This is a genomic window from Vibrio astriarenae, assembly GCF_010587385.1.
Lineage (GTDB): Bacteria > Pseudomonadota > Gammaproteobacteria > Enterobacterales > Vibrionaceae > Vibrio > Vibrio astriarenae.
On the sequence record NZ_CP047475.1, the window covers coordinates 2,376,059 to 2,400,671 of the forward strand.

The window sequence follows — 24,613 nt, forward strand, 5'->3', positions numbered from 1 at the left end:
GCAGCCTAAACATTCACTTGAAGGTGCTTTATGTGGGCTAATACACAACGTAACGTGCCATAGTCATACTGCTCATCGAGCGCTTCAAATAGTGGCTTCAATTTGTTCTCATTGATGCTATTGAGTCTCGCCGCCGCTTGCTCAATGGCCTCAAGATCAGCAGATGCGAGGCTGACCAACTGCTCAAGCTGACAAGCGCCTGTTTCTATCCCGGCACTCAAATGAGCAAAGACTGTGGTTTCAGATAACTGGCGCTGCTGCGCAACGTTTGACACTGAGCCTAGTGACTTGAAAAGCTCGACCGATTTGAGTTCTGTCTCGCTTAGAGAACGTAACTCGATAGGTTTTGACTCCACCACTGCCAGCAACTGCTCACCATACTTGCTCACCTTGCTATCACCAAACCCTGAGATTTGACTCAGTTGCTCAAGAGTTTGTGGGCGCGCTACTGCGACAGCCTTTAAGCTTGCATCGTGACAAATAAGATAAGCGGGCACATTTTGCTCTTTCGCTAACGTTGACCGAACCTCTTTTAAAGCTTCAAACTGAATTAAATCCGAAGGCGCTAAATCAACTGCAGCTGCAGATTTGGAGGCCTTGGATGCTTTCGCTTTTCTCAACTCTCGCAATTGGACTTGTTGTTGTCCTTTAAGTATTGGTCGACATTGAGGCGTCAGTTTAAGGCTGTTGTAGTCACCTTCAACACGTAAATAGTTCATTGCGATGAGTTGACGAAATACCCCTTTCCACTGCGTTGCATTGAGCTCAGTACCGATACCAAACGTCGAGACCTTATCATGACCAAAACGCTCAATGCGTTCATCACTTTTACCAAGCAAGACATTGATTAGATACGTCACACCAAAACGTTGATCACAGCGATATACCGTTGAAAGGGCTTTTTGAGCCGCTTGTGTTCCATCCCATGTTGTGGGTGGCGTTAGACAGTTATCGCAGTTGCCACATGGCTCTGCTAGGTGCTCATCAAAATAGGCGAGGATCGTTTGGCGACGGCAAGACACCAATTCACAATAGCCCAATAGTGCATTGAGTTTTTGAATTTGAACTTGCTTGTAGGCATCGTTGCCTTCCGAGTTTTCCACCATTTGACGCTGCATAACCATGTCCTGCATGCCATAGGCCATCCATGCGTTCGCTGGCTCGCCGTCTCGTCCCGCACGACCCGTTTCTTGGTAATACGACTCCATACTTTTTGGCAAACTCAGATGAGCAACAAAACGAACATCAGGTTTATCAATACCCATCCCAAAGGCGATGGTTGCCACGATGATCACGCCCTCATCACGTAAAAAACGCTGCTGGTGTTCGTTGCGTTTCTCTACGGGCATGCCCGCATGATACGCCAGAGCGACACGCCCCTTGCTTGCTAGCCATTCCGCTGTCTCTTCGACTTTCTTGCGTGACAGGCAATAGACCACACCCGCATCACTGGCATGATGGGTTGAGATAAACGACCAGAGATCATTTTTAGCGTTGCTCGGCTCACTCACGTGATAACAGATATTGGCACGGTCAAAGCTGTGTACAAAGACTTGGGCTGACTCTAATGCCAATTGACTGATGATCTCTTGTTTGGTGCGCTGGTCAGCCGTCGCCGTTAAAGCAATGCGCGGCACGTTGGGAAAGCGTTGATGCAATACAGAAAGCTGCTGATATTCAGGGCGGAAGTCATGCCCCCATTGGCTCACACAGTGTGCCTCATCAATCGCGAACAGTGAAATTCGACACTCGGATAAGAGGTTGAGTGTCTGCTCCATCATCAAGCGCTCAGGTGCAATATAGAGAAGTTGTATCTCTTCACGCCGAATTAAGTCTTCGACCTCTCGCTGCTCATAAGCGCTCAGCGTTGAGTTCAAATAAGCGGCAGATACGCCCACCTGCTGCAGCGCATCCACCTGATCTTTCATCAAAGCAATCAAGGGGGAAACCACGACCCCAACACCTGGACGAACGATAGCCGGGATTTGATAACAGAGAGACTTACCACCACCGGTTGGCATAAGGGTTAACACGTCTTCTCCGGCTACCAGCGTATCGATGATACTCTGCTGCTGGTGTCGGAACTGGTCATAGCCAAAGACAGAATTTAAAACCTCAAGAGGGGTTGGTCGCTGCATCGCGCATATCTCATTATCATCAATCGAATGGTCTATCCTACCTTAACTTCTCCCTAGGGTCAGAGTTTAAAGCAGCGCCTCAACACACTTCACACCTTCTCATACTCTGATTCTGCTGTTGCAAACAAATAACAAGTACAAGTTTCACTCACATTTTGAAAGGTTAAATATTTGGCATCTGAGAAAATGTCGTTAATATTCAGTAGGGTTTTGTCGGTTTAGGGAGAGCGATAATGACAACGTATATGGAAGCGGCGCTGCAAACCGTGCGCGAGAAAAATGCCGCGACTGAAACATCCACTCATATGGCAACGGGCGTCCTACCTATCTCGATTGTAATTGCTTGTAATCAACACCATCAAGGTCATCAGGTTCAAAAACTCAATATCTGGCTAGAACGGTTATTTTGCCAACTCCAGCAGCAGCCAGTTCTGATGCATGGGCTGGAACTTGCTGTTATCTCTGCTCATGACTACCCTACTGTCCACCAGCCAATGGCCTCCCTAGAGAGTATCTCTAGTATCCCTTTATTAGCGGCAAGGGGGAGTAAGCTTACGCTAGCACAAAGCTTGGACACCGCTCTCTCTATGCTGTTGACTCGCATTGAAGAATACAAACAGCACAGCCTCAAAGCTAAACGGCCTTGGCTACTGATCGTCACCGACCGTGCTGGTACCGATTACGTCGATGACACTCGCGCTCGAATTGAGAGATACAAAGCGAGCTACGAGGTGATTCCGTTTGTACTCAACTTCGGTGATTTCTCACCCGCGCTTGCACCCTTTTCTCTAGGGCGTCAGATCAACATCAACATCAACTCGACCGGTGACATCAACCAGTGGTTAGTTGACAACCTGATTAATGTTCTTAGGACCAAGCAAGGAACCGTTCACCTCACACCACCACCTCAAAAGCAAGCCGAGTAAACCGTACTGGTCAGCAAGCGCACTTTTCAGAATCACGCGTTTTCAATGACAAGTTTGATCTACCTCTCAACTGCCCCACGCTTACTTGTCGTACAATATTAAGTGAAACGCCATTTTATTATTTCCTTTCCTGCTCTCTATAAAACTTAGGTTACGACTGTGACAAATCTTGATTGGTCAGTGTTAGCACTCTATTTTGTATTCTTGTTGATAGTGACTGTTGCCTTTAAGCGTCATGCCACCAGCGCAGATGGCTTTATTAAAGGTAATGGTGCAATGACTTGGTGGATGGCTGGTGCCACCGCATTTATGACGCAATTTTCCGCTTGGACGTTTACCGGAGCTGCCGCAAAAGCATTTGAAGATGGTTTGAGTATCATGTTCGTGTTTTGGGGTAACGCACTGGGCTTCTTTGTCTCTGCACTCTACTTTGCTAAACGTTATCGACGCCTGCGTGTCGCGACGGCAATGGATGTTATTCGTATACGCTTTGATAAGATGTCAGAGCAGGTGTTCACCTGGTCTAGCTTTCCTATCACCCTCGTCGGTGCCGCTATTTGGCTGAACGGTTTAGGGGCTTTTCTTTCCGCCACCTTTGGCATCAGTATCGATATCACCATCATCTCCATCACCGCGCTCGTTACTTTTATTGCTCTTTCTGGCGGTGTATGGACCGTCTCGGCAACCAACGTGATTCAACTGGTGTTACTCGTGACGATTACCGTTGTGGTTGGCTTCACTGCGGCGCAACACATTGTCACGCTGCCGGTTGAATCTGTCCCTGAAGTGATCATGGGCGATGATATTGCCGTTTGGCAAATCTTCGTTTTGTGGGCGGGCGTGATGATGCTTAAGCAAACCCTCAACACCAATAATGCTCTAAGTAGCTATCGATTCCTCATTACCAGCAATGAAAAAGAGGCCACTCGCTCAGCGATGCTCGCTGGCGTACTGTTCCTTATCGCACCTTTGCTGTGGTTCTCTCCGCCATGGTTTGTGGCCTCTATGGGTATCGACTTAGCACAAGCGTACCCTGGGCTTGGAGCAGGCGCGAACAACGGTGCATACCTCTATTACATTGAGCACTATATGCCACAAGGTCTATTGGGTTTGGTGATGGTCGCCATGCTGGCAGCAACGGTCTCTCCAATGACCACCGCCCTCAATCGCAATGCTGGCATTGTGGTCAACAATATCTATTTGTCGTTAATTAATCCAAAAGCCAGTGACGAACAGCAAATGCTATGGGGGAAAGTATCCACGCTAGCAACAGGAATCTTAGCCGGTATTGTCGCCCTACTCTTTGCACGCATTGAAGGCTATAGCTTGTTCGATATCATGATGATATTCACTGCATTGCTACAAATGCCTCTGTCTGTTCCTTCCTTCTTGGCCCTAATGAGTCTGCGTACTCCGGCATGGTCAGGTTGGGCGACCGTCTGCGTTGGGCTAGTGGTTTCGGCGTTTATGCATTTCATCTTCGATGTCGTATGGTTAGAGCCGTTAACTGGCGCACTCAATAGCCGTGAGCAGATTGACCTGATCATCGTTGCCACTCTCTTAGCCCACATCTTCATTACGGGTGGCTTCTTCATCGCAACCCAGTGGTTAGGTGACGCAAAACCGATCAACAACGAAGTTAGCGAGCGAATTAACACCCCAATGAGCGTACAAGATCAGACACCCATCGATCACTCCAACGGCATTTTCATGGGTAAGGCGATGACAGCCCTGGGGGTGATTGTGGCGCTATTTGCAGTGACTACCGATAACTTGAGTGACGCTGGAATTTTTATTGGTATTGGCTTTGCGATCTTGTTGTGCGGATTTGCACTCGCTTCAATGTCGAACCGCCTACACAAACTCACCTTAGCGGAGTCTGTGTAAGCAAAATCTGAAGTTTCAACATCTAATCATCAACTGAAACCGCCACCCAACAATGATAGGCGAGTGCTATTTTTGACAAAGCGCTCGCCTATTGCGTTTTTGGGTGTATAATTCGGCGCTTTTTCGCCCAATGATGCAGATAAGAAGGTGTGAATTGATAACCAAACTCCCTAAATGGATTGAATATGGCGCGTTTCTCCTCGCCTTTGTGGCAGGGTGCATCAACGCAATCGGTTTACTCGGAGTCGAGCACCAATCAATATCGCATCTGTCCGGCACAGCGACGCTACTTGGCACCAGTCTGCTCAAAGATTCCTTCTCTATCACACTGCATCTTGGCGGCATTATCACCGCCTTTTTTGCCGGAGCAGCGCTATCAGGCATGTTACTGCATAGCACGGCTTTAAAGCTTGGTCGCCATTACGATACTGCGCTGGCTATCGAGGCTGTACTGCTGCTCGCCGCGATGTCATTGCTCGCTGACAACTCCCTCTATGGGCATTATGCGGCATCAATGTCCTGTGGATTACAAAATGCAATGGTCACCACCTACAGTGGTGCGATTGTGAGAACGACGCACTTAACTGGAATCATTACTGACCTCGGCATTATGTTTGGCTCTATGCTGCGTGGCGAGTCTTTCAATAAACGTCGTGCTGTGCTGTTTACCATTATCGCCATCGGTTTTATTTCTGGCGGCACACTCGGCGCTTATCTATTTGGTCTGTTTCAGTTTCAAGCGTTGATTGCTCCTGCCGCCATCTGTGCTCTACTGGCGACAGGCTACCGTGTCTTTCGTCTCACGGTCAGAGGCAAAGAAAACTAAAGACAAATTGATGTTGGGGGGCCTATAATCTCCCTACTAACTATGACGAGATAAAAACTGGAGGATACGAATGATTGTAATGACTTTTAACGACTGGGCCATGCAGAAATAGACTTGAGCAGAAGTAACGAAAGCAAGTAGCCACTGAGCTATTTAAGCGGGATGTTTAACCCCAAACTGCTTCACTTCTTAATCCCTCTCCATCGCCCGGACTGAATCCGGGGTCAAAATCAACTCGAACTCGACCCTATAAGTACTATTACTTTTTAGGCGCTTTGCTATACCCTAATTTCAGCAGCGTCTGGGACATTCGAACAATGAAACAACACACTAACGCACCAACTCTAACCCTCTCTCAACTTGGTTGGAAAGGTTTTTACCAGCAACAGCTTACGCTAGAAGATTACGAAAATACCCTGTTTGCACGCGTGATTGCACACCATCGTAGCGGCTACACGATATGGACAGAGCAAGGTGAGCACCATCTTGATATCCACCATAATCTACCCTCAATGACGGTGGGTGATTGGCTCGTCGTTGATCATGAATTTGGGTTTATCAAGCTTTTGGATCGCCATAGTCTTTTTAGTCGAAAAGCGGCGGGAAGCAAGGTGGCTGAGCAGTTTATTGCTGCCAACATCGATACCCTATTCATCGTCGTGTCACTCAATGATGACTTTAACTTAAGCCGTATTGAGCGTTACCTCGCCCTTGCTCATGAAGCTCAGGTTGAGCCTGTTGTGGTACTCACCAAAGCTGATCTCAATCCTGACGCGGAGACTTTAAAGCAGCAAGTGATGCGCATTAACCCACTGTTAATGGTTGAGACAGTCAATAGCCTTGATAGCGACAGCGTCTCTAGCTTGAGCGCATGGTGTAAGGCTGGTCGAACGGTGGCCTTTATGGGCTCATCTGGGGTAGGAAAGTCCACCCTAGTCAATACGCTGCTTGGCTCTCAGGAGCAAGTAACCGGTGGCATACGCGAAGATGACAGTAAAGGCCGACACACCACAACGTCACGCTCTATCCATATTCTGCCAACAGGTGGAGTATTGATCGATACTCCAGGAATGCGCGAGCTACAACTGGCAGACTGTGAGCAAGGTGTGAGTGAGACCTTTGCCGATATTGAAACACTGGCCAGCCAGTGCCGCTTTTCAGACTGCAGTCATCAATCAGAGCCAGGCTGCGCTATTCAAACGGCTTTGGATGCTGGCGAGCTCGAGCTACGTCGCTTCAATAACTACCTTAAGCTACTGCGTGAACAGCGTCATAATGGCGCGACGTTGGCAGAGCAAAGAGCCCATGATAAGCAGCTCGGTAAGATGTATCGCAGCGTTCAAGGTGAAAGCCGAAAACGTAAGGGGAAATAGTCTTTGATAAGACTTAAGCCTCAAAGCAGCTGAGCTTGCTTTAAGATACCAACGACCTTCCCTGTGAAGGTCGTTTTACTCCATTTAACTGCGAAGCGCGTCACAGTTATCAAACCTGATAGCCAAGTGCGACACCCAAATTAAAAAAACGACTATTTTCCTAAAAGCTGAGCTAGTTGCGATTCTGGCCCGTTGGTAGTCTGAATTCATTCAAGAAACCATATTCGAGTTTCTCATAATTCAATACTAAATCTTCAACGGAGCAATATTATGTCTAGCGCATTTTTCATTCCTTCAGTAAACCTGATGGGCACGAGCTGCCTAAGTGATGCAATCAATAGTGTCCAGTCACTGGGTTATAAAAAAGCCCTTATCGTTACCGACTCTGTACTAAACCAAATTGGTATCGTGGCAAAAGTGACGTCGCTACTTGAGCAAGCAGGCGTTGAGTCAGTGGTTTTCGACCAAACAAAACCAAACCCAACGATCGACAATGTGAACGATGGTTTGGCAATGTTCAAACAAGGTCAGTGTGACTGTGTCATCTCTCTTGGTGGTGGCTCTCCGCACGATTGTGCAAAAGGTATTGCCCTGCTTGTAACCAATGGTGGTGAGATTAAAGACTACGAGGGTGTTGATCAGTCAGCGAAACCACAAGCTCCACTCATCGCGATCAACACCACGGCGGGTACCGCTTCAGAGATGACCCGCTTCTGTATCATCACTGATGAAGCTCGCCACGTAAAAATGGCGATTGTTGATAAACACGTAACGCCAATTATCTCAGTTAATGACCCAGAGTTGATGCTAGCAAAACCAGCCTCACTCACTGCAGCAACCGGTATGGACGCTCTGACGCACGCGATTGAGGCTTATGTTTCGGTTGCAGCGACACCAGTTACAGATGCGGTGGCAATCAAAGCCATTGAGATGATTCAGGCTAACCTACGTCAAGCAGTGAGCAACGGTGATGACATCACTGCGCGCGATAACATGGCGTACGCTCAATTTATGGCGGGCATGGCATTTAACAACGCATCATTGGGTTACGTACACGCGATTGCTCACCAGCTGGGCGGTTACTATGACTTGCCACACGGCGTATGTAACGCAGTGCTGCTTCCTCACGTACAGCAGTACAACGCCCAAGTCTCTTCTGCGCGTCTGCGTGATGTTGCAAAAGCGATGGGTGTCGAGGTAACGGCGATGAATGACAGTGAAGCTGCAGAAGCAGGCCTAGAGGCTATTCGTCAGCTATCAAAAGATGTCAACATTCCAGCAGGTCTTGAAGAGCTGGGTGTGAAGAGAGATGACTTTGATATTCTGGCGGAAAATGCACTGAAAGATGCATGTGGTTTTACTAATCCGAAGCAAGCGACTCATCAAGAGATCGTCGAAATCTTGAGTGCAGCAATGTAATTCTCATTTTTTAGAAGCTCTCCGATTTGGGGAGCTTCTAGCACATAAAAGCTGGTCAAAATCAAAGAAGCGAGTGCTAACTCACCTTAAAATTGCATCGAGATTGTTTCGCGGGGGTGACGCAAAAACAGATGCACACGATCAACGACTTTAAACGAGTAACTGAGCGAGAGTATGCGCTCTCCACCGACAGCTTAAACTTACTCTACTATGACCTACCGCAATACTTTGACGATAGCTATCACTCCTACGATAGTCCGCGCCTGTGTACCATTTTAACTGGTACCAAGGAGGTCAAAGTCAACCAATCTGACTCCTTCAAGTATGACCGAACCGAGTTTGTACTTCTGCCGCCCAATGCAACGGTACACATGAGTATGCCAAACTCAACTAAGGCGTTAGTCTATGAGTTTAGCGACCAACTGATCGATGGTGTTGTCCAGCAGGTGGCCGACAACCTTGAGGTTGATTCGGCTCAAGACATCGACTGTAACTCCTTTAGTCATAGCAAGATCAACACCCGCTTAGGTGAGCTCCATCAACGCATGCAGCAAATTGTCGGTGAAAACGACACCAATATGCGCTTTCTGCTCAACCTGACTAGCCAAGAAGTGGTTTATGAGTTACTGAGAAAACAGTCGTGCCACAGCATCTTGTACCAAGCAAAAAATCACCCTATCAACCAGGCAATAAGGTTGATGAAATCCAGTCACCATCAGAGTATTTCTGAGATCGCAGAAGAGGTCGGCTTGTCGCTATCCAATTTCAGTCAAAAGTTTAAAGCTGTCACTGAATCGACACCTAAAGACTATGTGAGAAAGCTGCGATTGCAACGTTCACAGAAGCTATTAGAAACGCTCTCCGTAACCGATGCCGCGATGGAGGTGGGTTATGAGAATATATCCCACTACATCCGACTGTTCAAAAAGGAGTTTGGCGTTACGCCCAAGCAATACCAGCTGCAGTATCAAATTCATGCTTAGTACAGCAATGATTTCATTCGCTTTTATAGGAGACCTAGGTCTCCTTTTTTATTCTTTTACACCGATAGCGTGCAACATATTTCACCACAAAAATACTACATAGTTGGTATTTTCATCCATGAAGGGTCACATTTATCTCATAAAAGGAGTATATTGTTTAACCAGCATGAATAGTGCTGATTCATTAAAGGAATGCTGCACCCACGCCCGAGCAAATTGAAATCATAATTCAAGCGATAGAGGTTTGGGGTAGGTCCACAACAATACTTCAGGATAGATGTATGCAAAACAACATAATAGCCCGCTTAAGCCAAGGTAATCTTGTGCTGCAAATCCTCACCGGTATTCTTCTCGGTGTTCTTCTCGCCTTAGCTTCACCTAGCCACGCAGAAAGCGCTGGCATGTTAGGTAGTCTGTTCGTCGGTGCACTAAAGGCAATTGCACCTATTTTGGTTTTCATTCTGGTGGCCGCATCGATTGCCAACCAGAAAAAAAACCAACACACGCACATGCGCCCTATCGTTGTCCTTTACCTCATTGGTACCCTTTTCGCAGCCTTAACGGCTGTTGTACTGAGCTTCCTGTTCCCGACGACGTTGACACTCGTCACGGGCGCGGAAGGGGCAACACCACCTCAAGGTATCGCAGAGGTTCTGCGTACACTGCTGTTCAAGTTGGTTGATAACCCTGTCAATGCGCTCGTTGAGGCTAACTACATTGGTATTTTGGCGTGGGGTGTCGGTCTAGGTCTGGCACTTCACCATGCATCAGATACAACAAAAGCCGTTTTTGAAGATCTGAGCCACAGCGTGTCGCACATTGTTCGCTTTATTATCCGCTTAGCACCGTTCGGTATCTTTGGTCTTGTCGCTGCAACCTTTGCAACAACTGGCTTTAGTGCTCTAGCTGGTTATGCACACCTGCTCGCGGTTCTTCTTGGCTCAATGATCATCATTGCGCTAGTGGTTAACCCTGCGATTGTGTTCTTTAAAACTAAACAAAACCCTTACCCATTAATTTTCCAATGCTTGCGTGAAAGTGGTGTAACGGCGTTTTTCACTCGCTCAAGTGCGGCAAACATCCCAGTGAACATGGCGTTGTGTGAAAAGCTGAAGCTCGATGAAGACACTTACTCAGTATCGATTCCACTCGGTGCGACTATTAACATGGCGGGTGCTGCTATCACCATTACGACGCTAACCCTAGCAGCAGTGCATACTATGGGTATTCAAGTGGATATCTTCACTGCACTGTTACTCAGCGTGGTAGCGGCGGTTTCTGCTTGTGGCGCTTCTGGTGTTGCTGGTGGTTCACTACTGCTGATCCCTCTGGCCTGTGGCTTGTTCGGTATCTCGAATGACGTGGCAATGCAGGTGGTTGCGGTAGGCTTTATCATCGGCGTGATTCAAGATTCTGCTGAAACGGCACTGAACAGTTCTACAGACGTTGTCTTTACGGCTGCGGTTTGCCAGTCGGTAAAGCAACAAGAGCAAGCTGAGCAACTAACGGAGCAGAAGCTTTAGGCTTGCTTAGATCTAATTGCTGATTTAATACGACGAAACCCCGCATTTGCGGGGTTTTTACTATCGGCTTTTGTGTATAGGGCACTGAAAATAAAATCAAATAGATCGTCATCCTGAAGCATTTCAGGATCTACTCACCGCGCCTGTTCGAATCAAAAATAGATCTTAGGCAACCGGCTCTTTCAGCGTCAGCATCCCTTCCGTCATGATAAAATCAATAATCGTATCTAAGCCCTTACTCTCTTTTAGGTTAGTAAACACAAACGGTTTGGTTGGGCGCATGCGTTGTGTGTCCGACTCCATCACTTCCAAAGAGGCACCTACGTACGGCGCTAGGTCTATCTTATTGATAATCAGCAGATCGGATCGCGTAATACCTGGGCCACCTTTGCGCGGAATCTTCTCACCTTCAGCCACATCGATAACATAAATGGTTAAATCTGCTAGCTCTGGGCTAAATGTCGCACTCAGGTTATCACCACCACTTTCGACAAACACGACATCCAGATTCTTATGTCGCTTAGCCAACTCTTCCACTGCCGCCAAGTTCATTGACGCATCTTCACGAATCGCTGTGTGCGGACAACCACCCGTCTCAACGCCAATGATGCGATCAGGCTCTAGCGCTTCAGCGCGAGTCAAAATCTTTGCGTCTTCTTGGGTGTAAATATCATTGGTTACGACAGCGATATTGAGCTTGTCGCGTATTGCCTTACACAGCACCTCTAAAAGTGCAGTCTTGCCCGAGCCAACTGGGCCGCCAATACCGATACGTAAGGGTTGCTTATAACTTTCCATTGATTTGTTCCTTTATATTTATTCGCCTTTTGCTAAGGCGTTAAGAGCGGAATAGACGTGTATACTGCGTCTGGTGCAGTGAGCTTGCTATTGCGATAGAAGGCGTAAAACTGCCTATCATCCACTCTTCAATGTGTAATGCTTGAGTGATCACCTTTGGAAAACACCCGGTAATATTGATGAGAGCGAGCTGACCATCGGTCTGCCCTAGTGGAATCAGCTTAACGCCCGCAGTAACGATGTTTTCTAGCCAACTCCATAAGTAGCCCTGTTTTAACGTAGCAAGGTCGATGGACCATGCTTTGGCGGCGATACACAGGCCAAGGAGTTGATTCGGGTGACTCGACAAGCGTTCAACAACACTGATGTCTATATCCAACTGACGCAGCAGAGTATTGAGTGCATGGCCTCGTTGTCGCTCCTCTGCTCTCAACTCACTGGTTTCACGGCTGGTGTAGAGCACATCACACCAATGCTCTATCACTTCCATATTTTGGGTATCAAGCGCCTGATAGAGTTTATCGATAATCGGCAGTTCAAGGGTTGCCACACTCGACTCCACCATATAAATGAGCCACTCTTCGAGACTCACTCGATCTTTAACCCATCCCGCTTCAACGGCGTACTCCAAGCCTTGTGAGTAGGTAAAACCACCAATGGGTAACGATGGGCTGATCAGTTGGAACAACCGATAACATGCCAGTTCGCTGTCAGATTTCACGGTGTGTTCCTTCACTATCCGAACCTCAAAAGTTAAGACGCTAGCAGAAGCAATACACTCGCTGATGCCACGCCGACTGAAAGCCACTTAGAGCGAACTAATTGGCCCGCAGCACTGCCTGCTACCATCAATACTGTCGCGCTGATCAGCATGCCTACCGCAAACTGAGAAACACTACCTGTTGCTTCAACACCATGGGCATAACCATGGAAGAACAGCATTGCGATTGAAGCCGCTAGCGCCATGTTTACGCGAGTCGTCGATGGTGAAAAGGCTTGCCATAGGCCAAGGCTAACCACGAACAGCGATGCGATGATGGCTGGCTCAACAATGGTCGAAAAACCAAACCATTGACCAGCAAACAGGCCGAGCATAAGAGAAGCAATACCGCCCGACATCAAGGCGATTTTTTGCTTATTGACCACGGCAACACAACCAATTAATAAACCAAAAGCAATCAACATAATCAGGTGATCAACACCCGTCACTGGGTGGACTAAACCTGAAGAAAAAGAGTGATGCTCATGGCCTGGGTGCGCCAACGCGAGTGAGGGGGTTGCTAAAAGTGCAATCAGTGCCGCAAATTGGGTTTTCATATCTCGTTCCTTAATCGTTAATTTGTCCGTTTTTATGCGCTATCAATGGTGGTGATGATGACCACCAGAGCGACCGCCATACGCGCCGCCCTCTGGCTCAAAAGGCTGCACTTCCGATGTCACTTTAGCGCCTAAGCCTTCCACCATTTCATCAAGAACGTGATCGTGCTGATAACGCACCCAGCCAGCCTCTACCTGCAGTGGCACATGGCGATTGCCTAGGTGATAAGCCACACGGGTTAATAGGTGGGCGTCATCACAATACACAGTGGAGACTTGTTCTGGCGCTGCTTTTACTTCTACAACTAGGCCACATTGGCTTTTAAGTTGCTCACCGCCTCGCAGAATATGACCGCGCGGAAGAAACAAACCGGCATCTCGCCCATCATCCAGCGTCACTTTAAGTCGACTTTTAATTCGACTATCAATCGGCAAGCTCAAATATCCATCCGCTGGCTTGTCACCGTGAGCGTTAATTTCTGTCAGTTCAATCATTGGGTTATGCTCCTATACCACTGAAACAGGACATGTTTTTAAAATAAGAAATAGCGTTGAGCCATCGGTAGTACTTCTGCTGGCTCACACACCAACAGCTCACCGTCCGCTCTCACTTGATAAGTCTGAGAGTCCACCTCAATTTTCGGCATCCAGTCATTAAGCTTCATATCGGCTTTGCTGATATCTCGGCAATGGCTAACTTCACCGATAAGGCTCTGCAGCCCCAACTGCTCTGCGATGTTGTCTTGCTTCGCTTGCTGAGACACAAACAACATCGATGTGTTTTGACTGGCTTTACCGTAACTGCCGAACATTGAGCGGTAGTGGACGGGTTGCGGTTTTGGGATCGAAGCATTTGGGTCACCCATCGGGGCCATCGCTATCATCCCACCTTTTAGGATCACACTAGGCTTAACGCCAAAGAAGGCAGGCTTCCACAGGACAAGGTCTGCCAATTTACCCTGCTCAATCGAACCAATTTCATGCGCCATACCGTGAGTGATCGCGGGGTTGATGGTGTACTTCGCCACGTAACGTTTGAGACGGAAGTTGTCGCTGTAGCTCGAATCTTCAGCGAGGCTGCCTCGCTGCACTTTCATCTTGTGCGCGGTTTGCCAGGTGCGAGTGATCACTTCACCCACACGTCCCATGGCCTGAGAGTCAGAGGCGATCATTGAAAATGCGCCAAGGTCATGCAGGATGTCTTCCGCTGCGATGGTTTCGCGACGAATACGTGACTCTGCAAACGCCACATCTTCTGCAATTGACGGCGACAAGTGGTGACACACCATTAGCATATCGAGATGCTCATCAACCGTATTAATGGTGTATGGGCGCGTCGGGTTCGTCGATGATGGCAGCACATTGGCTTCACCAGCCGCTTTAATGATATCAGGCGCATGACCGCCACCCGCCCCTTCTGTATGGTAGGTATGAATAACGCGATCACCAATCGCACCCAATGTGGATTCAACGAAACCGGATTCATTCAAGGTGTCGGTGTGGATCGCGACCTGCACGTCCATCTCGTCGGCTACCGATAAACAAGTATCGATCGACGCTGGAGTTGTGCCCCAGTCTTCATGCAGCTTTAAGCCAACAGCACCCGCCGCAACTTGCTCACGAAGTGCTTCCGGTTGGCTAGCATTACCCTTGCCGAGCAAGCCAAAGTTCATCGGGAACTGATCGAGTGATTCCAGCATACGATGCATGTTCCATGGACCCGGTGTGCAAGTGGTTGCGTTGGTACCCGTGTTTGGCCCCGTCCCACCCCCAATCATGGTGGTGACACCCGAAGCTAATGCTTCTTCAATTTGCTGCGGACAGATAAAGTGAATGTGAGAGTCGATACCACCAGCCGTGAGAATATTACCCTCACCAGCAAGCACTTCTGTGCCAGGGCCAATGATAATATCAACGCCAGGTTGAACGTCTGGATTACCTGCCTTACCCAGCGCCTGAATGCGGCCATTTTTTATGGCGACATCCGCTTTCACAATGCCCCAATAATCGAGAACCACCGCATTGGTGATCACGAGATCTGGTGTTTCTGCACTTGGGCGCTGGCTTTGCCCCATCCCATCGCGGATCACTTTACCGCCGCCAAACTTGACCTCATCGCCATACACCGTGAAGTCTTTTTCTACTTCTAGCCACAACTCTGTATCCGCGAGACGCACGCGGTCCCCGACCGTTGGACCAAACATTTCGGCATATGCCTGTCTGGATATCGTCGCCATTTCCAATCCTTTGCTAAATTTTTGCTGCACCTCAAGCAACTGAAGTGCGAGAAGAAGGTGGTAGGCCTAAACCTTACCCATCACCTTGCCCTGAAATCCGTATACTTCGAGCTTACCGGCATAACGAACCAACTCGACCGTTCTTGACTGCCCTGGCTCAAATCGTGTGGCAGTGCCTGCTGGAATATTGAGGCGGAAACCCTTGGTGGTTTCACGCTCAAAATCTAATGCGTTATTCGCTTCATAGAAGTGGTAGTGAGAGCCAATCTGAATCGGTCTGTCCCCCAAGTTCTGCACTTGAACGGTCACAGTCTCACGTCCTTCATTGAGTTCAATCTCCCCACTAGGCGTCTCAATGGCTCCGGGGACAAAGCCACTATATGAATGGTTACTAGATGACATCAAACACTCCTTAGACAATCGGTTCGTGAACCGTCACAAGCTTTGTACCATCAGGAAAAGTGGCCTCGACTTGGACGTCTGGGATCATCGAAGGCACCCCTTCCATCACATCTTCAACGGTGAGTAGCGTTCGTCCAAAGTCCATCAATTGTGAGACCGTCTTGCCCTCGCGTGCGCCTTCAAGAATCGCGCTACTGATGTAAGCAACTGACTCTGGGTAGTTAAGTTTTAAGCCTTTCTCTTTGCGTTGTTGTGCCAACATCCCTGCGCAAAAAATCAGTAACTTATCCTTTTCTCTTGGTGATAATTCCATGTTACAGCTCGCGTAAATGATTAAATTAGGTTGCCCATATTCTTGGGTTGTCCGGCGTAGAATCCGTCAGATGGGTACGTGTCATGCGCCATACTTCACTAAACACATCGATCAAATCTTCACTCCAGTGACCAAGTGCTCGCACCACGAGTAAACTCTCAATCTGACTTGCTCCGAGTACATACCTCGGATTACCTGCTACCTTTTGGGCTTGTGATGTTCTAGAACAGAGCAAGCTCTGTACCAACTCAAGTAATTGAATATCATCCGTTTTAATATAGAGTGTCGCGGCAAGTGGATAAGATAACATTCCTTTATTTATCATAAGGTTATTACCGCCATTGAAATTCAATCCCTCGGTTAATATTCGTTGACCATCAACAAAAATCTCTGTTTTCCCAATAAGATGGCCATGGCTAAATCCCTCTTGCAGTGCAGGGCGACCAAAACAGTGCATCTCCCATCCCCAAAATTGTGCATCTTTATCAAGATGAATTTGTGTATCTAGTCGGGTATGTGCATGAGGGAAAAAGATATTTTCTTGCGGAAACCACTCTAACCGTGCGCCAGATTTAACCGCGAGTGTTTGCGTTTGACGTGCGTATTTACTGTTGGATCGATAGAACTTGGTTGCTCCGGGTGTGGTGATCAGGGCATGAGCCTGTTTATCGACGGTAACGTTAATATCGAGCGTATCTCCACCAACAACACCACCAGGTGGGTGCAGAAGGTAGGTATGGCAGGTTGTTCCATCTGGATAGAGCGGACGCTGAATCGCTAGTGGGCCCTTTTGAGTTCTATGTTTAAGAACCGTTTTATCCCCGCGTTGGGTAAAGGTCAGGCCAAGCTCAGCTTTCCATCCGTCACGTATGTCTTGCTCAATGACATCACTCATAGAAACGGGGTGAACAGAACCTTGCTCACCCGCATTGTTGGTCAACCCATCCGTTGCTAAAAGCGTACTCATACGGTGAGATACTCCTTAATGAGCTGTTCGTTAAGCTCGTCAATCTCCCCTTCCGCGACTTGGCGGCCGCGATCAAGAATACAAAATCTATCCCCGACCTTGCGAGCGAAGGGAAGCTTTTGCTCAACGAGTAACACCGTCAGCCCCATTTTTTCATTGAGCATGCGAATGATGTCACCAATCTCTTGAACGATGTTGGGCTGAATACCTTCGGTTGGCTCATCGAGGATCAAAAGCTGGGGATTCACCACCAAAGCCCGACCTATCGCAAGCTGCTGCTGTTGACCGCCAGATAAGTCACCACCTCGGCGATGGAGCATCTCCTTGAGCACAGGAAACAAATCAAAAATGAACTCAGGAATTTTACGGTCGCCCTTTTCACGAATCGGTAAGCCAACCTCTAGGTTCTCTTGCACCGTTAACATTGGAAAAATCTGGCGTCCTTGCGGTACATAGCCAATGCCCTGTCTTGGTCGCTCTTCAGCATCGAGTTTAAGCAGTGATTGACTCCCCATTTTAATATCACCACTTTTAACCTTCACCAAGCCCATGATGCACTGCAACAATGTGGTTTTTCCTACCCCGTTACGCCCCATCAAAACGGTACACTTGCCTTCGGGTATGGTCATATCCAAGTCCCACAGAGTGTGGCTCTCACCGTAAAACTGGTTTAATGATTGAATCTCTAACATCCTATTCTCCGAGATAAACTTGTTTAACTTCAGGGTGAGATTGCACTTGGTCCATCGTGCCCTCTGCCAAGACATGTCCTTGGTGCAGTACCGTGACATGGCTGGCAATCGAACGAACAAAATCCATATCATGCTCAACCACCACAACAGAATGCTTACCCGCTAAAGAGTTAAGCAGCTCCGAAGTGCGATCCATCTCTTGGTGCGTCATACCCGCAACAGGCTCGTCCACTAGCAATAGCTTCGGGTTTTGCATCAACAACATCCCGATCTCAAGCCACTGTTTTTGACCATGTGAAAGATTACCCGCGCTATTCGTCGCTTCATCTTTTAGGTGAATGAGCTCAAGAACAGATTCCAGCTTGTCACGCTGTTCGCCACTCATCTGTGCGGTAAATGTGCCCCAAACCGAACGTACGCCCGACATCGATAGCTCTAGGTTCTGCCACACGGTTAAACACTCAATCACCGTCGGTTTTTGGAACTTGCGTCCGATGCCGGCATTCGCAATCTGCGCTTCATTCATTTTGAGTAGGTTGATATTCGAGCCGAGCCAAACCTCACCGGTATCGGGTTTGGTCTTCCCCGTGATGATGTCCATCATCGTGGTTTTACCTGCACCATTCGGCCCGATAATACAGCGCAACTCTCCCTCGCGAATGTAGAGGTTAAGGTCATTGATTGCCTGAAAACCATCAAAGCTTTTATTCACCCCTTCAACATAGAGCAAGACATTATGACGCGTATCAATCGCAGGGTGAACATCAGGCTTTAGGAATGAGAAGACTTCATCACGACGCGTAAACGTCTGGTAGTTATCTTTTATGTGTTGAACTGATTGCAGCGCACTCATGCTGTTGCCTCCTTCGTGGGTAACTGGTCATCCTCTGGTTTTGTTTTGTCGCTTGAGCGTTTACGTATATCTTCAACGCGGTCACTGACAAATCCAATCACCCCTTTCGGGAAGTACATGGTGGAAAGCACGAAAAGACCACCGAGTGCAAATAGCCATACTTCTGGAAACTCAACCGTAAACCAACTCTTCGCATAGTTGATGATCAGCGCACCAACAATCGCCCCGAACAAGGTAGCGCGACCGCCAAGTGCCACCCACACCACAACCTCAATAGAGTTGAGGGGCGCAAATTCACCGGGATTGATGATGCCCACTTGCGGCACATACAATGCACCTGCAATACCGGCGATCACCGCTGAAAGAACAAACACCCACAGCTTAATGCCATCGACGTCATACCCCATAAATCGAGTACGAGACTCGGTATCACGGATGGCCAATGCCACACGTCCTAGGCGACTTGTGATCACCATGCGGCACACCACATAACTCACCATCAAAGCGACACCAGTAATGACAAACAGAGCGAGCTTGGTGCTGTCACTTTGCAGGCTAAAACCCAGAATATCTTTAAAGTCGGTTAGGCCATTGTTGCCACCAAAGCCCATCTCATTACGGAAGAATGCAAGCATCAGAGCGTACGTCAGTGCTTGGGTCATGATAGACAGGTAGACACCGGAGACACGGGAACGAAACGCGAGGTAACCAAAGACATAAGCCAGAGCTCCAGGGACGAGTACGACCATCAAACAAGCTAACCAAAATTGATCAAACCCTTGCCAGAACCACGGCAGCTCTTGCCAGTTCAAGAACACCATAAAGTCAGGCAAGATCGGGTCACCGTAAACACCGCGCTCACCAATCTGGCGCATCAAATACATCCCCATGGCATAACCGCCGATAGCAAAGAACGCACCATGACCTAAACTCAGAATACCTAGATAGCCCCAAACTAAATCCAGCGCTAGCGCTAACATCGCGTAGCTCAAGTATTTACCCATCAAAGAGACCGTAAAGGTTTCAACATGAAGAGGATGACCACTTGGCAGTAGTGTGTTCGCCAGTGGTACAAATATCACTGCCGCGAGGATCGCAAGCAGTGTTAGCTGACCGCCCCTATCCCCCTGAATAGCTGAAAGAACAAAAGATTTCGACTGCATACTGTTCTCCTTAACTCTCAGCCGCACGACCACGTTGCGGGAATAGACCGCGAGGACGTTTTTGAATAAATAGAATGATGAAAACCAGGACTAGAATTTTCGCTAAAACAGCACCCGCCCAAGGCTCTAAGACCTTGTTGAATAGACCCAAGCTTAAACCAGCAACCAATGTGCCCCACAAGTTGCCGACACCACCAAAGACCACCACCATGAATGAGTCGATGATGTAGGCCTGACCCATATTCGGCCCAACGTTAGTCAACTGAGACAACGCAACACCAGCAACACCAGCCACACCCGAGCCCAAACCAAAGGTCAGCGCATCCACTCGCTCAGATCGAATACCCATCGCACGCGCCATACCACGGTTTTGCGAAACCGCGCGAACTTGCAAACCTAGTGGTGTTTTTTTCAGCACCATCAATAGTCCCCAGAACACCAAGCCACAGAACAAAATGATGTATAAACGGTTGTAGGTCAGTGACAGCATCGGGTTGATTTCAAGTGCACCAGACATCCATTCAGGTGTGCTGACTGAACGGTTTAGAGGAGAGAATATTGAGCGAACGGCTTGCTGTAGGATCAAGCTGATACCAAAGGTCGCGAGTAGCGTTTCTAGAGGTCGACCGTAAAGATGACGAATCACACTACGCTCAATCGCTATACCGACCAAACCAGACACAATAAACGCCATTGGAATCGATAGGATAAGTGCATAGCCGATATGATTAGGCATCAACTGCTGCATCACGTAGGTGGTGTAAGCGCCAATCATGATCAGCTCACCGTGTGCCATATTAATCACACCCATCACACCAAATGTGATCGCAAGGCCAATACCCGCCAACACCAGCACTGAGCCAAGACTCAAGCCAAAGAACACGGTTTCCACCCCTGAATATAAGGATTGCGATTGCTGATAACGAGTCAGCGCGAGATTAGCTGCGCTGGTTAACGCCTCTTCAGGCTCGCTGGCAAGAATGCGGTTGAGGGTTTGGGCTACGATAGGAAATTTGTAGTCACCAATGGTTTCAATTGCCGTAACTCGCTCGGCAGCGCCACGAGCACTATCCTGCGCCACGTCAATTGCGAGAGCGAGTTCAATGAGCTCTGAAACCTTGCTGTCTTCCTCAATTGAAAGACGCGTCGCGAGCGCTTCAAGAAGGTCATCATCTTGCGTGCCGAGTAACGTCATTACCGCATCATAGCGAACCTGCTCATAGGGACTATTGATACCTAACGATGCCAATTCAGAACGAATTTCACGGCGCAGACGGTTATTCACTCGCACCTTTTTAAACTCACGACTGTTTTCAATCACCAAAGGCTCACCGCCCCAAGCAGAGTCAGCGCTTTTTGCCGTTTTTAGATTTTCGATAACAAACAGCGCTTGGTAGGCTGCGCTGCTTTTATCACTGAAATAGTAGAGGTTGCCATCAAACCACGCATTGAGCACAACTTTTGCTGTCGTTGCGTCTTGCTCTGCAACTAACCATTCGATGGCTTGAGATTTCTGGCTGTTGTTTTTGCCGATGAGTGCTTCGCTAAAGCTCTCTTGGCTGCTTACTGCAGCCCAGCTAACATTGACGGAAAGCAGCAATAACAGTGCTGCTTGAAAAACATTCTTCATGACTTACGTCCTTCATCAACCGAGCGTTTTTATTGGCTGGCAGAGTATTTGGCCTACCATGTTCTTTTTACTCGGATACCACGTGAAACGGTGCTCCACAAGGGGAGCACCACATAGGCTAATTAGTTACTGCCTGCACATTTCTTGGTTTCAATGTTGAACGCGCCACAGGAGAATGGCTTAGACCAGCTTGAGTAAAGCTTGGCTGATTCTGGTAAGTATTTAGACCACGCATCACCCGCTACCAGACCGGTGGTTTCCCAAACGACATCAAACTGACCGTCATCTTGAATCTCACCGATAAGAACTGGCTTAGTGATATGGTGGTTTGGCATCATGGTTGAGTAACCACCTGAAAGGTTAGGTACAGAGACACCAATCAAAGCATCTTGTACTGCTTCAGCATCGGTTGTACCAGCGACTGTGACCGCTTGTGCCCACATGTTAAAGCCGATGTAGTGCGCTTCCATTGGGTCATTGGTGACACGCTCTTCACTCTTAATGAACTTATGCCATGCCTCTACAAACTCACCGTTGGCTTCGGTATCAACACTCATGAAGTAGTTCCATGCCGCTAGGTGGCCGACGAGTGGCTCAGTATCCATACCAGAGAGCTCTTCTTCACCAACAGAGAACGCAATAACAGGAATGTCTTCAGATGAGATACCTTGTGCACCAAGCTCCTTATAAAAAGGAACATTGGCATCACCGTTGATGGTTGATACTACGGCCGTTTGCTTGCCCTCTGAACCAAACTTCTTGATGTCAGACACAATTGACTGCCAATCTGAGTGACCAAATGGCGTATAGCTGATCATGATGTCTGATTCAGCGACACCTTTCGATTTAAGGTAAGACTCTAGGATTTTATTCGTTGTACGTGGATAAACATAATCCGTACCCGCGAGAACCCAACGCTCAACCTCAAGGTCTTCCATTAAGTAATCAACAGCAGGAATCGCCTGTTGGTTTGGCGCAGCACCAGTGTAAAATACGTTTTTCGATGACTCTTCACCCTCATACTGAACTGGGTAGAAAAGGATACTATTTAGCTCTTCAAAGACAGGAAGCATCGATTTACGTGATACTGAAGTCCAACCGCCAAAGACGACATCAACCTTCTCTTTTTCGATCAATTCACGGGCTTTCTCTGCAAATAGCGGCCAGTTAGAAGCAGGGTCTACAACAACCGCCTCTAGTTTTTTACCCAACAAGCCGCCTTTTTTATTCTGCTCATCCACCAGCATTAATACGGTATCTTTCAGTGTGGTTTCACTGATAGCCATCGTGCCTGAAAGTGAGTGCAGAACGCCGACCTTAATCGTGTCTTCTGCCGCGAAAGCCGCGCTAGTAGAAAGTGTTAAAGAGGTGCATAGTGCAGCAAGCGTTAAGTTGAACTTCTTGTTCATAGTTAGAACTCCATCTAAGTGAATTATTATTCAATTAGAGGAGTTACAAAAAGAGTGCCAAATTAACACCAAAGTAGTACCAATTTAAAATACCAATAAAAACAACAACTTAAACAAATATTGCCAAGTTTGGTGCAAAAGAAATAAGTTGCAGTGAATCAGGATGGTGCAACTCGAATCAACTTGAACCAAAATGATGACATTTTGTGCTGCTTTGATTGATCATGGTGCTTAATTTGAAGCACAAGATTCTTGCCAGCCATCACTTTAGTGCATTCAAGTGCATATATTGCAGAGTAAGCAATGAAAAAAGCGTAGCAAACACGGGGGCGTTCGCTACGCTAAGACAGTGCGTAATTTCAATGTGAGCTTGAGAGTTTAGCTCACCGTCAGTTAGAACTGATCTTCTTCTGTGGAACCCGTGAGTGCGGTGACAGAGGAATTACCACCTTGAATCGTATTGGTCATGCGGTCGAAGTAGCCTGTGCCCACCTCTTGTTGGTGTGCCACGAAGGTATATCCCTTCTCTGCTGCTTCAAACTCTGGACGTTGTACTTTCTCAACATAGTGGCGCATGCCTTCACCTTGTGCATAAGCATGTGCCAGCTCAAACATGTTAAACCACATGTTATGAATGCCCGCGAGTGTAATGAACTGGTACTTGTAGCCCATGTCAGCAAGCTCTTGCTGGAACTTAGCGATGGTCTCTGCATCCAAGTTTTTCTCCCAGTTAAATGATGGCGAACAGTTATAAGCCAACAGTTGGTCTGGGTATTCAGCATGAATCGCCTCTGCGAACTTACGCGCTTCTTCCAAACATGGTGTCGCTGTTTCACACCAAATCAAATCAGCGTAAGGGGCATAAGCAAGGCCGCGAGCAATGGCTTGGTCAATGCCAGCGCGTACTCGATAGAAGCCTTCCGCCGTGCGTTCGCCTTGAATAAAGTCTTTATCATAAGGATCGCAATCCGACGTCAGTAGATCGGCGGCGTTAGCGTCAGTACGTGCGATAACTAAGGTCGTGGTGCCTGCCACATCCGCAGCTAAGCGAGCAGCGACGAGTTTTTGCACGGCCTCTTGAGTCGGTACTAATACCTTCCCCCCCATATGACCACACTTTTTAACAGACGCTAATTGGTCCTCAAAGTGAACGCCCGCGGCACCAGCATCAATCATCGACTTCATCAGCTCATAGGCATTTAGAACACCACCAAAGCCAGCTTCTGCATCAGCCACAATCGGTAGGAAGTAGTCGATACCACCTTCATCCTCTGGTGACTTACCTCCCGCCCACTGAATTTGATCCGCTCGGCGGAAGGAATTGTTAATGCGTTTTACGACAGAGGGAACAGAGTCCACTGGATACAGAGATTGGTCTGGGTACATGGTAGAGGCGGTATTGTTGTCCGCAGCCACCTGCCAACCTGATAGATAAATCGCCTCAATACCCGCTTTGGCTTGCTGCACTGCTTGGCCGCCAGTGAGTGCGCCTAGACAGTTTACATAACCTTTTTTCGACTCTCCGTTGACCAGTGACCACAACTTGTCAGCGCCACGTTGTGCGATCGTGTTGGCTGGTACCATTGAGCCACGAAGCTCTACGACTTCTTCTGCGGTATAGGTGCGTTTTACATTCTTCCAGCGTGGATTCGTTGCCCAGTCTTTCTCAAGCGCTTCAATCTGTTGGCGGCGTGTTAATGTCATAGTCAGTCCCTCTCTCAGTTCATGTTGTTCCACATGGGTATCCTTGGTTTCGC

At 48.1% G+C, this 24,613-nt stretch carries 22 protein-coding genes; 7 read left to right on the top strand and 15 right to left on the bottom strand.

Annotated elements, in window-relative coordinates:
• Positions 1-5: 5 nt before the first annotated feature.
• Positions 6-2,138: a DNA helicase RecQ gene (gene recQ, locus GT360_RS11145; RefSeq protein ID WP_164648939.1), complete on the bottom strand. Its 2,133-nt coding sequence runs from the start codon at positions 2,136-2,138 to the stop codon at positions 6-8.
• A 233-nt stretch (positions 2,139-2,371) separates the two neighbouring features.
• Between recQ and GT360_RS11150 the strand changes: the two genes are divergently transcribed.
• From GT360_RS11150 to sstT, 7 genes are all read left to right on the top strand, one after another.
• On the top strand, positions 2,372-3,064 hold the full coding sequence (locus tag GT360_RS11150; RefSeq protein WP_164648940.1) for a vWA domain-containing protein: 693 nt from the start codon (positions 2,372-2,374) through the stop codon (positions 3,062-3,064).
• A gap of 159 nt (positions 3,065-3,223) precedes the next feature.
• Positions 3,224-4,951: a sodium:solute symporter family transporter gene (locus tag GT360_RS11155; RefSeq protein WP_164648941.1), complete on the top strand. Its 1,728-nt coding sequence runs from the start codon at positions 3,224-3,226 to the stop codon at positions 4,949-4,951.
• A gap of 154 nt (positions 4,952-5,105) precedes the next feature.
• Positions 5,106-5,777 carry a YoaK family protein gene (locus GT360_RS11160; protein WP_164648942.1) on the top strand — a complete coding sequence of 224 codons (672 nt, stop codon included), beginning with the start codon at positions 5,106-5,108 and terminating at the stop codon, positions 5,775-5,777.
• Between the two features lie 317 nt (positions 5,778-6,094).
• Positions 6,095-7,150 carry a ribosome small subunit-dependent GTPase A gene (gene rsgA / locus GT360_RS11165; RefSeq protein ID WP_164648943.1) on the top strand — a complete coding sequence of 352 codons (1,056 nt, stop codon included), beginning with the start codon at positions 6,095-6,097 and terminating at the stop codon, positions 7,148-7,150.
• Positions 7,151-7,420: 270 nt separating this feature from the next.
• A complete protein-coding gene (yiaY, locus tag GT360_RS11170) occupies positions 7,421-8,569 on the top strand; it encodes an L-threonine dehydrogenase (RefSeq protein WP_164648944.1) in 1,149 nt (382 codons plus the stop codon).
• Positions 8,570-8,700: 131 nt separating this feature from the next.
• Entirely contained in the window at positions 8,701-9,552 is an 852-nt protein-coding gene (locus GT360_RS11175) for a helix-turn-helix domain-containing protein (RefSeq protein WP_164648945.1), read from the top strand.
• Between the two features lie 281 nt (positions 9,553-9,833).
• Positions 9,834-11,075: a serine/threonine transporter SstT gene (sstT, locus tag GT360_RS11180; protein WP_164648946.1), complete on the top strand. Its 1,242-nt coding sequence runs from the start codon at positions 9,834-9,836 to the stop codon at positions 11,073-11,075.
• A 165-nt stretch (positions 11,076-11,240) separates the two neighbouring features.
• Here sstT and ureG read toward each other — a convergent pair whose 3' ends face one another.
• The 14 genes from ureG to aceA all read right to left on the bottom strand — a co-directional run bounded on the left by ureG (position 11,241) and on the right by aceA (position 24,560).
• On the bottom strand, positions 11,241-11,873 hold the full coding sequence (ureG, locus tag GT360_RS11185; protein WP_164648947.1) for an urease accessory protein UreG: 633 nt from the start codon (positions 11,871-11,873) through the stop codon (positions 11,241-11,243).
• 40 nt (positions 11,874-11,913) lie between these two features.
• Entirely contained in the window at positions 11,914-12,594 is a 681-nt protein-coding gene (locus GT360_RS11190) for an urease accessory protein UreF (protein WP_164648948.1), read from the bottom strand.
• A gap of 32 nt (positions 12,595-12,626) precedes the next feature.
• Positions 12,627-13,190: a HupE/UreJ family protein gene (locus GT360_RS11195; protein WP_164648949.1), complete on the bottom strand. Its 564-nt coding sequence runs from the start codon at positions 13,188-13,190 to the stop codon at positions 12,627-12,629.
• Between the two features lie 42 nt (positions 13,191-13,232).
• The gene (gene ureE, locus GT360_RS11200; protein ID WP_164648950.1) at positions 13,233-13,685 is read right to left on the bottom strand and encodes an urease accessory protein UreE; all 453 of its coding nucleotides are present in this window, start codon (positions 13,683-13,685) and stop codon (positions 13,233-13,235) included.
• Positions 13,686-13,723: 38 nt separating this feature from the next.
• A complete protein-coding gene (gene ureC / locus GT360_RS11205) occupies positions 13,724-15,427 on the bottom strand; it encodes an urease subunit alpha (RefSeq protein WP_164648951.1) in 1,704 nt (567 codons plus the stop codon).
• Positions 15,428-15,493: 66 nt separating this feature from the next.
• Complete coding sequence (locus GT360_RS11210) at positions 15,494-15,829, bottom strand: urease subunit beta (protein ID WP_164648952.1); 336 nt, start codon at positions 15,827-15,829, stop codon at positions 15,494-15,496.
• Positions 15,830-15,839: 10 nt separating this feature from the next.
• Complete coding sequence (gene ureA / locus GT360_RS11215; RefSeq protein WP_164648953.1) at positions 15,840-16,142, bottom strand: urease subunit gamma; 303 nt, start codon at positions 16,140-16,142, stop codon at positions 15,840-15,842.
• A 25-nt stretch (positions 16,143-16,167) separates the two neighbouring features.
• The gene (locus GT360_RS11220) at positions 16,168-17,037 is read right to left on the bottom strand and encodes an urease accessory protein UreD (RefSeq protein WP_239502632.1); all 870 of its coding nucleotides are present in this window, start codon (positions 17,035-17,037) and stop codon (positions 16,168-16,170) included.
• A gap of 68 nt (positions 17,038-17,105) precedes the next feature.
• Positions 17,106-17,801, bottom strand: a complete 696-nt coding sequence (urtE, locus tag GT360_RS11225; RefSeq protein ID WP_164648955.1) for an urea ABC transporter ATP-binding subunit UrtE — start codon at positions 17,799-17,801, stop codon at positions 17,106-17,108.
• Position 17,802: 1 nt separating this feature from the next.
• The gene (gene urtD, locus GT360_RS11230; protein ID WP_164648956.1) at positions 17,803-18,654 is read right to left on the bottom strand and encodes an urea ABC transporter ATP-binding protein UrtD; all 852 of its coding nucleotides are present in this window, start codon (positions 18,652-18,654) and stop codon (positions 17,803-17,805) included.
• Positions 18,651-19,817 (bottom strand): urea ABC transporter permease subunit UrtC, encoded by a 1,167-nt coding sequence (gene urtC, locus GT360_RS11235; RefSeq protein WP_164648957.1) that lies wholly within the window; start codon positions 19,815-19,817, stop codon positions 18,651-18,653. The genes urtD and urtC overlap by 4 nt, the downstream gene beginning before the upstream one ends.
• Positions 19,818-19,827: 10 nt before the next feature.
• Entirely contained in the window at positions 19,828-21,447 is a 1,620-nt protein-coding gene (gene urtB / locus GT360_RS11240) for an urea ABC transporter permease subunit UrtB (protein WP_164648958.1), read from the bottom strand.
• Between the two features lie 122 nt (positions 21,448-21,569).
• Positions 21,570-22,856: an urea ABC transporter substrate-binding protein gene (urtA, locus tag GT360_RS11245; protein WP_164648959.1), complete on the bottom strand. Its 1,287-nt coding sequence runs from the start codon at positions 22,854-22,856 to the stop codon at positions 21,570-21,572.
• 393 nt (positions 22,857-23,249) lie between these two features.
• The gene (gene aceA, locus GT360_RS11250; RefSeq protein ID WP_164648960.1) at positions 23,250-24,560 is read right to left on the bottom strand and encodes an isocitrate lyase; all 1,311 of its coding nucleotides are present in this window, start codon (positions 24,558-24,560) and stop codon (positions 23,250-23,252) included.
• Between the last annotated feature and the right edge of the window lie 53 nt (positions 24,561-24,613).

Bases quoted from the DNA above. Each gene is read 5' to 3' on its own strand.
- urtD (WP_164648956.1), bottom strand. From the start codon at position 18,654: ATGAGTGCGCTGCAATCAGTTCAACACATAAAAGATAACTACCAGACG.
- aceA (WP_164648960.1), bottom strand. From the start codon at position 24,560: ATGACATTAACACGCCGCCAACAGATTGAAGCGCTTGAGAAAGACTGG.
- ureC (WP_164648951.1), bottom strand. From the start codon at position 15,427: ATGGCGACGATATCCAGACAGGCATATGCCGAAATGTTTGGTCCAACG.
- yiaY (WP_164648944.1), top strand. From the start codon at position 7,421: ATGTCTAGCGCATTTTTCATTCCTTCAGTAAACCTGATGGGCACGAGC.
- GT360_RS11210 (WP_164648952.1), bottom strand. From the start codon at position 15,829: ATGTCATCTAGTAACCATTCATATAGTGGCTTTGTCCCCGGAGCCATT.
- recQ (WP_164648939.1), bottom strand. From the start codon at position 2,138: ATGCAGCGACCAACCCCTCTTGAGGTTTTAAATTCTGTCTTTGGCTAT.
- ureG (WP_164648947.1), bottom strand. From the start codon at position 11,873: ATGGAAAGTTATAAGCAACCCTTACGTATCGGTATTGGCGGCCCAGTT.
- ureE (WP_164648950.1), bottom strand. From the start codon at position 13,685: ATGATTGAACTGACAGAAATTAACGCTCACGGTGACAAGCCAGCGGAT.
- urtE (WP_164648955.1), bottom strand. From the start codon at position 17,801: ATGTTAGAGATTCAATCATTAAACCAGTTTTACGGTGAGAGCCACACT.
- GT360_RS11195 (WP_164648949.1), bottom strand. From the start codon at position 13,190: ATGAAAACCCAATTTGCGGCACTGATTGCACTTTTAGCAACCCCCTCA.
- GT360_RS11150 (WP_164648940.1), top strand. From the start codon at position 2,372: ATGACAACGTATATGGAAGCGGCGCTGCAAACCGTGCGCGAGAAAAAT.
- rsgA (WP_164648943.1), top strand. From the start codon at position 6,095: ATGAAACAACACACTAACGCACCAACTCTAACCCTCTCTCAACTTGGT.
- urtC (WP_164648957.1), bottom strand. From the start codon at position 19,817: ATGCAGTCGAAATCTTTTGTTCTTTCAGCTATTCAGGGGGATAGGGGC.
- GT360_RS11175 (WP_164648945.1), top strand. From the start codon at position 8,701: ATGCACACGATCAACGACTTTAAACGAGTAACTGAGCGAGAGTATGCG.
- ureA (WP_164648953.1), bottom strand. From the start codon at position 16,142: ATGGAATTATCACCAAGAGAAAAGGATAAGTTACTGATTTTTTGCGCA.
- GT360_RS11220 (WP_239502632.1), bottom strand. From the start codon at position 17,037: ATGAGTGATGTCATTGAGCAAGACATACGTGACGGATGGAAAGCTGAG.
- urtB (WP_164648958.1), bottom strand. From the start codon at position 21,447: ATGAAGAATGTTTTTCAAGCAGCACTGTTATTGCTGCTTTCCGTCAAT.
- sstT (WP_164648946.1), top strand. From the start codon at position 9,834: ATGCAAAACAACATAATAGCCCGCTTAAGCCAAGGTAATCTTGTGCTG.
- urtA (WP_164648959.1), bottom strand. From the start codon at position 22,856: ATGAACAAGAAGTTCAACTTAACGCTTGCTGCACTATGCACCTCTTTA.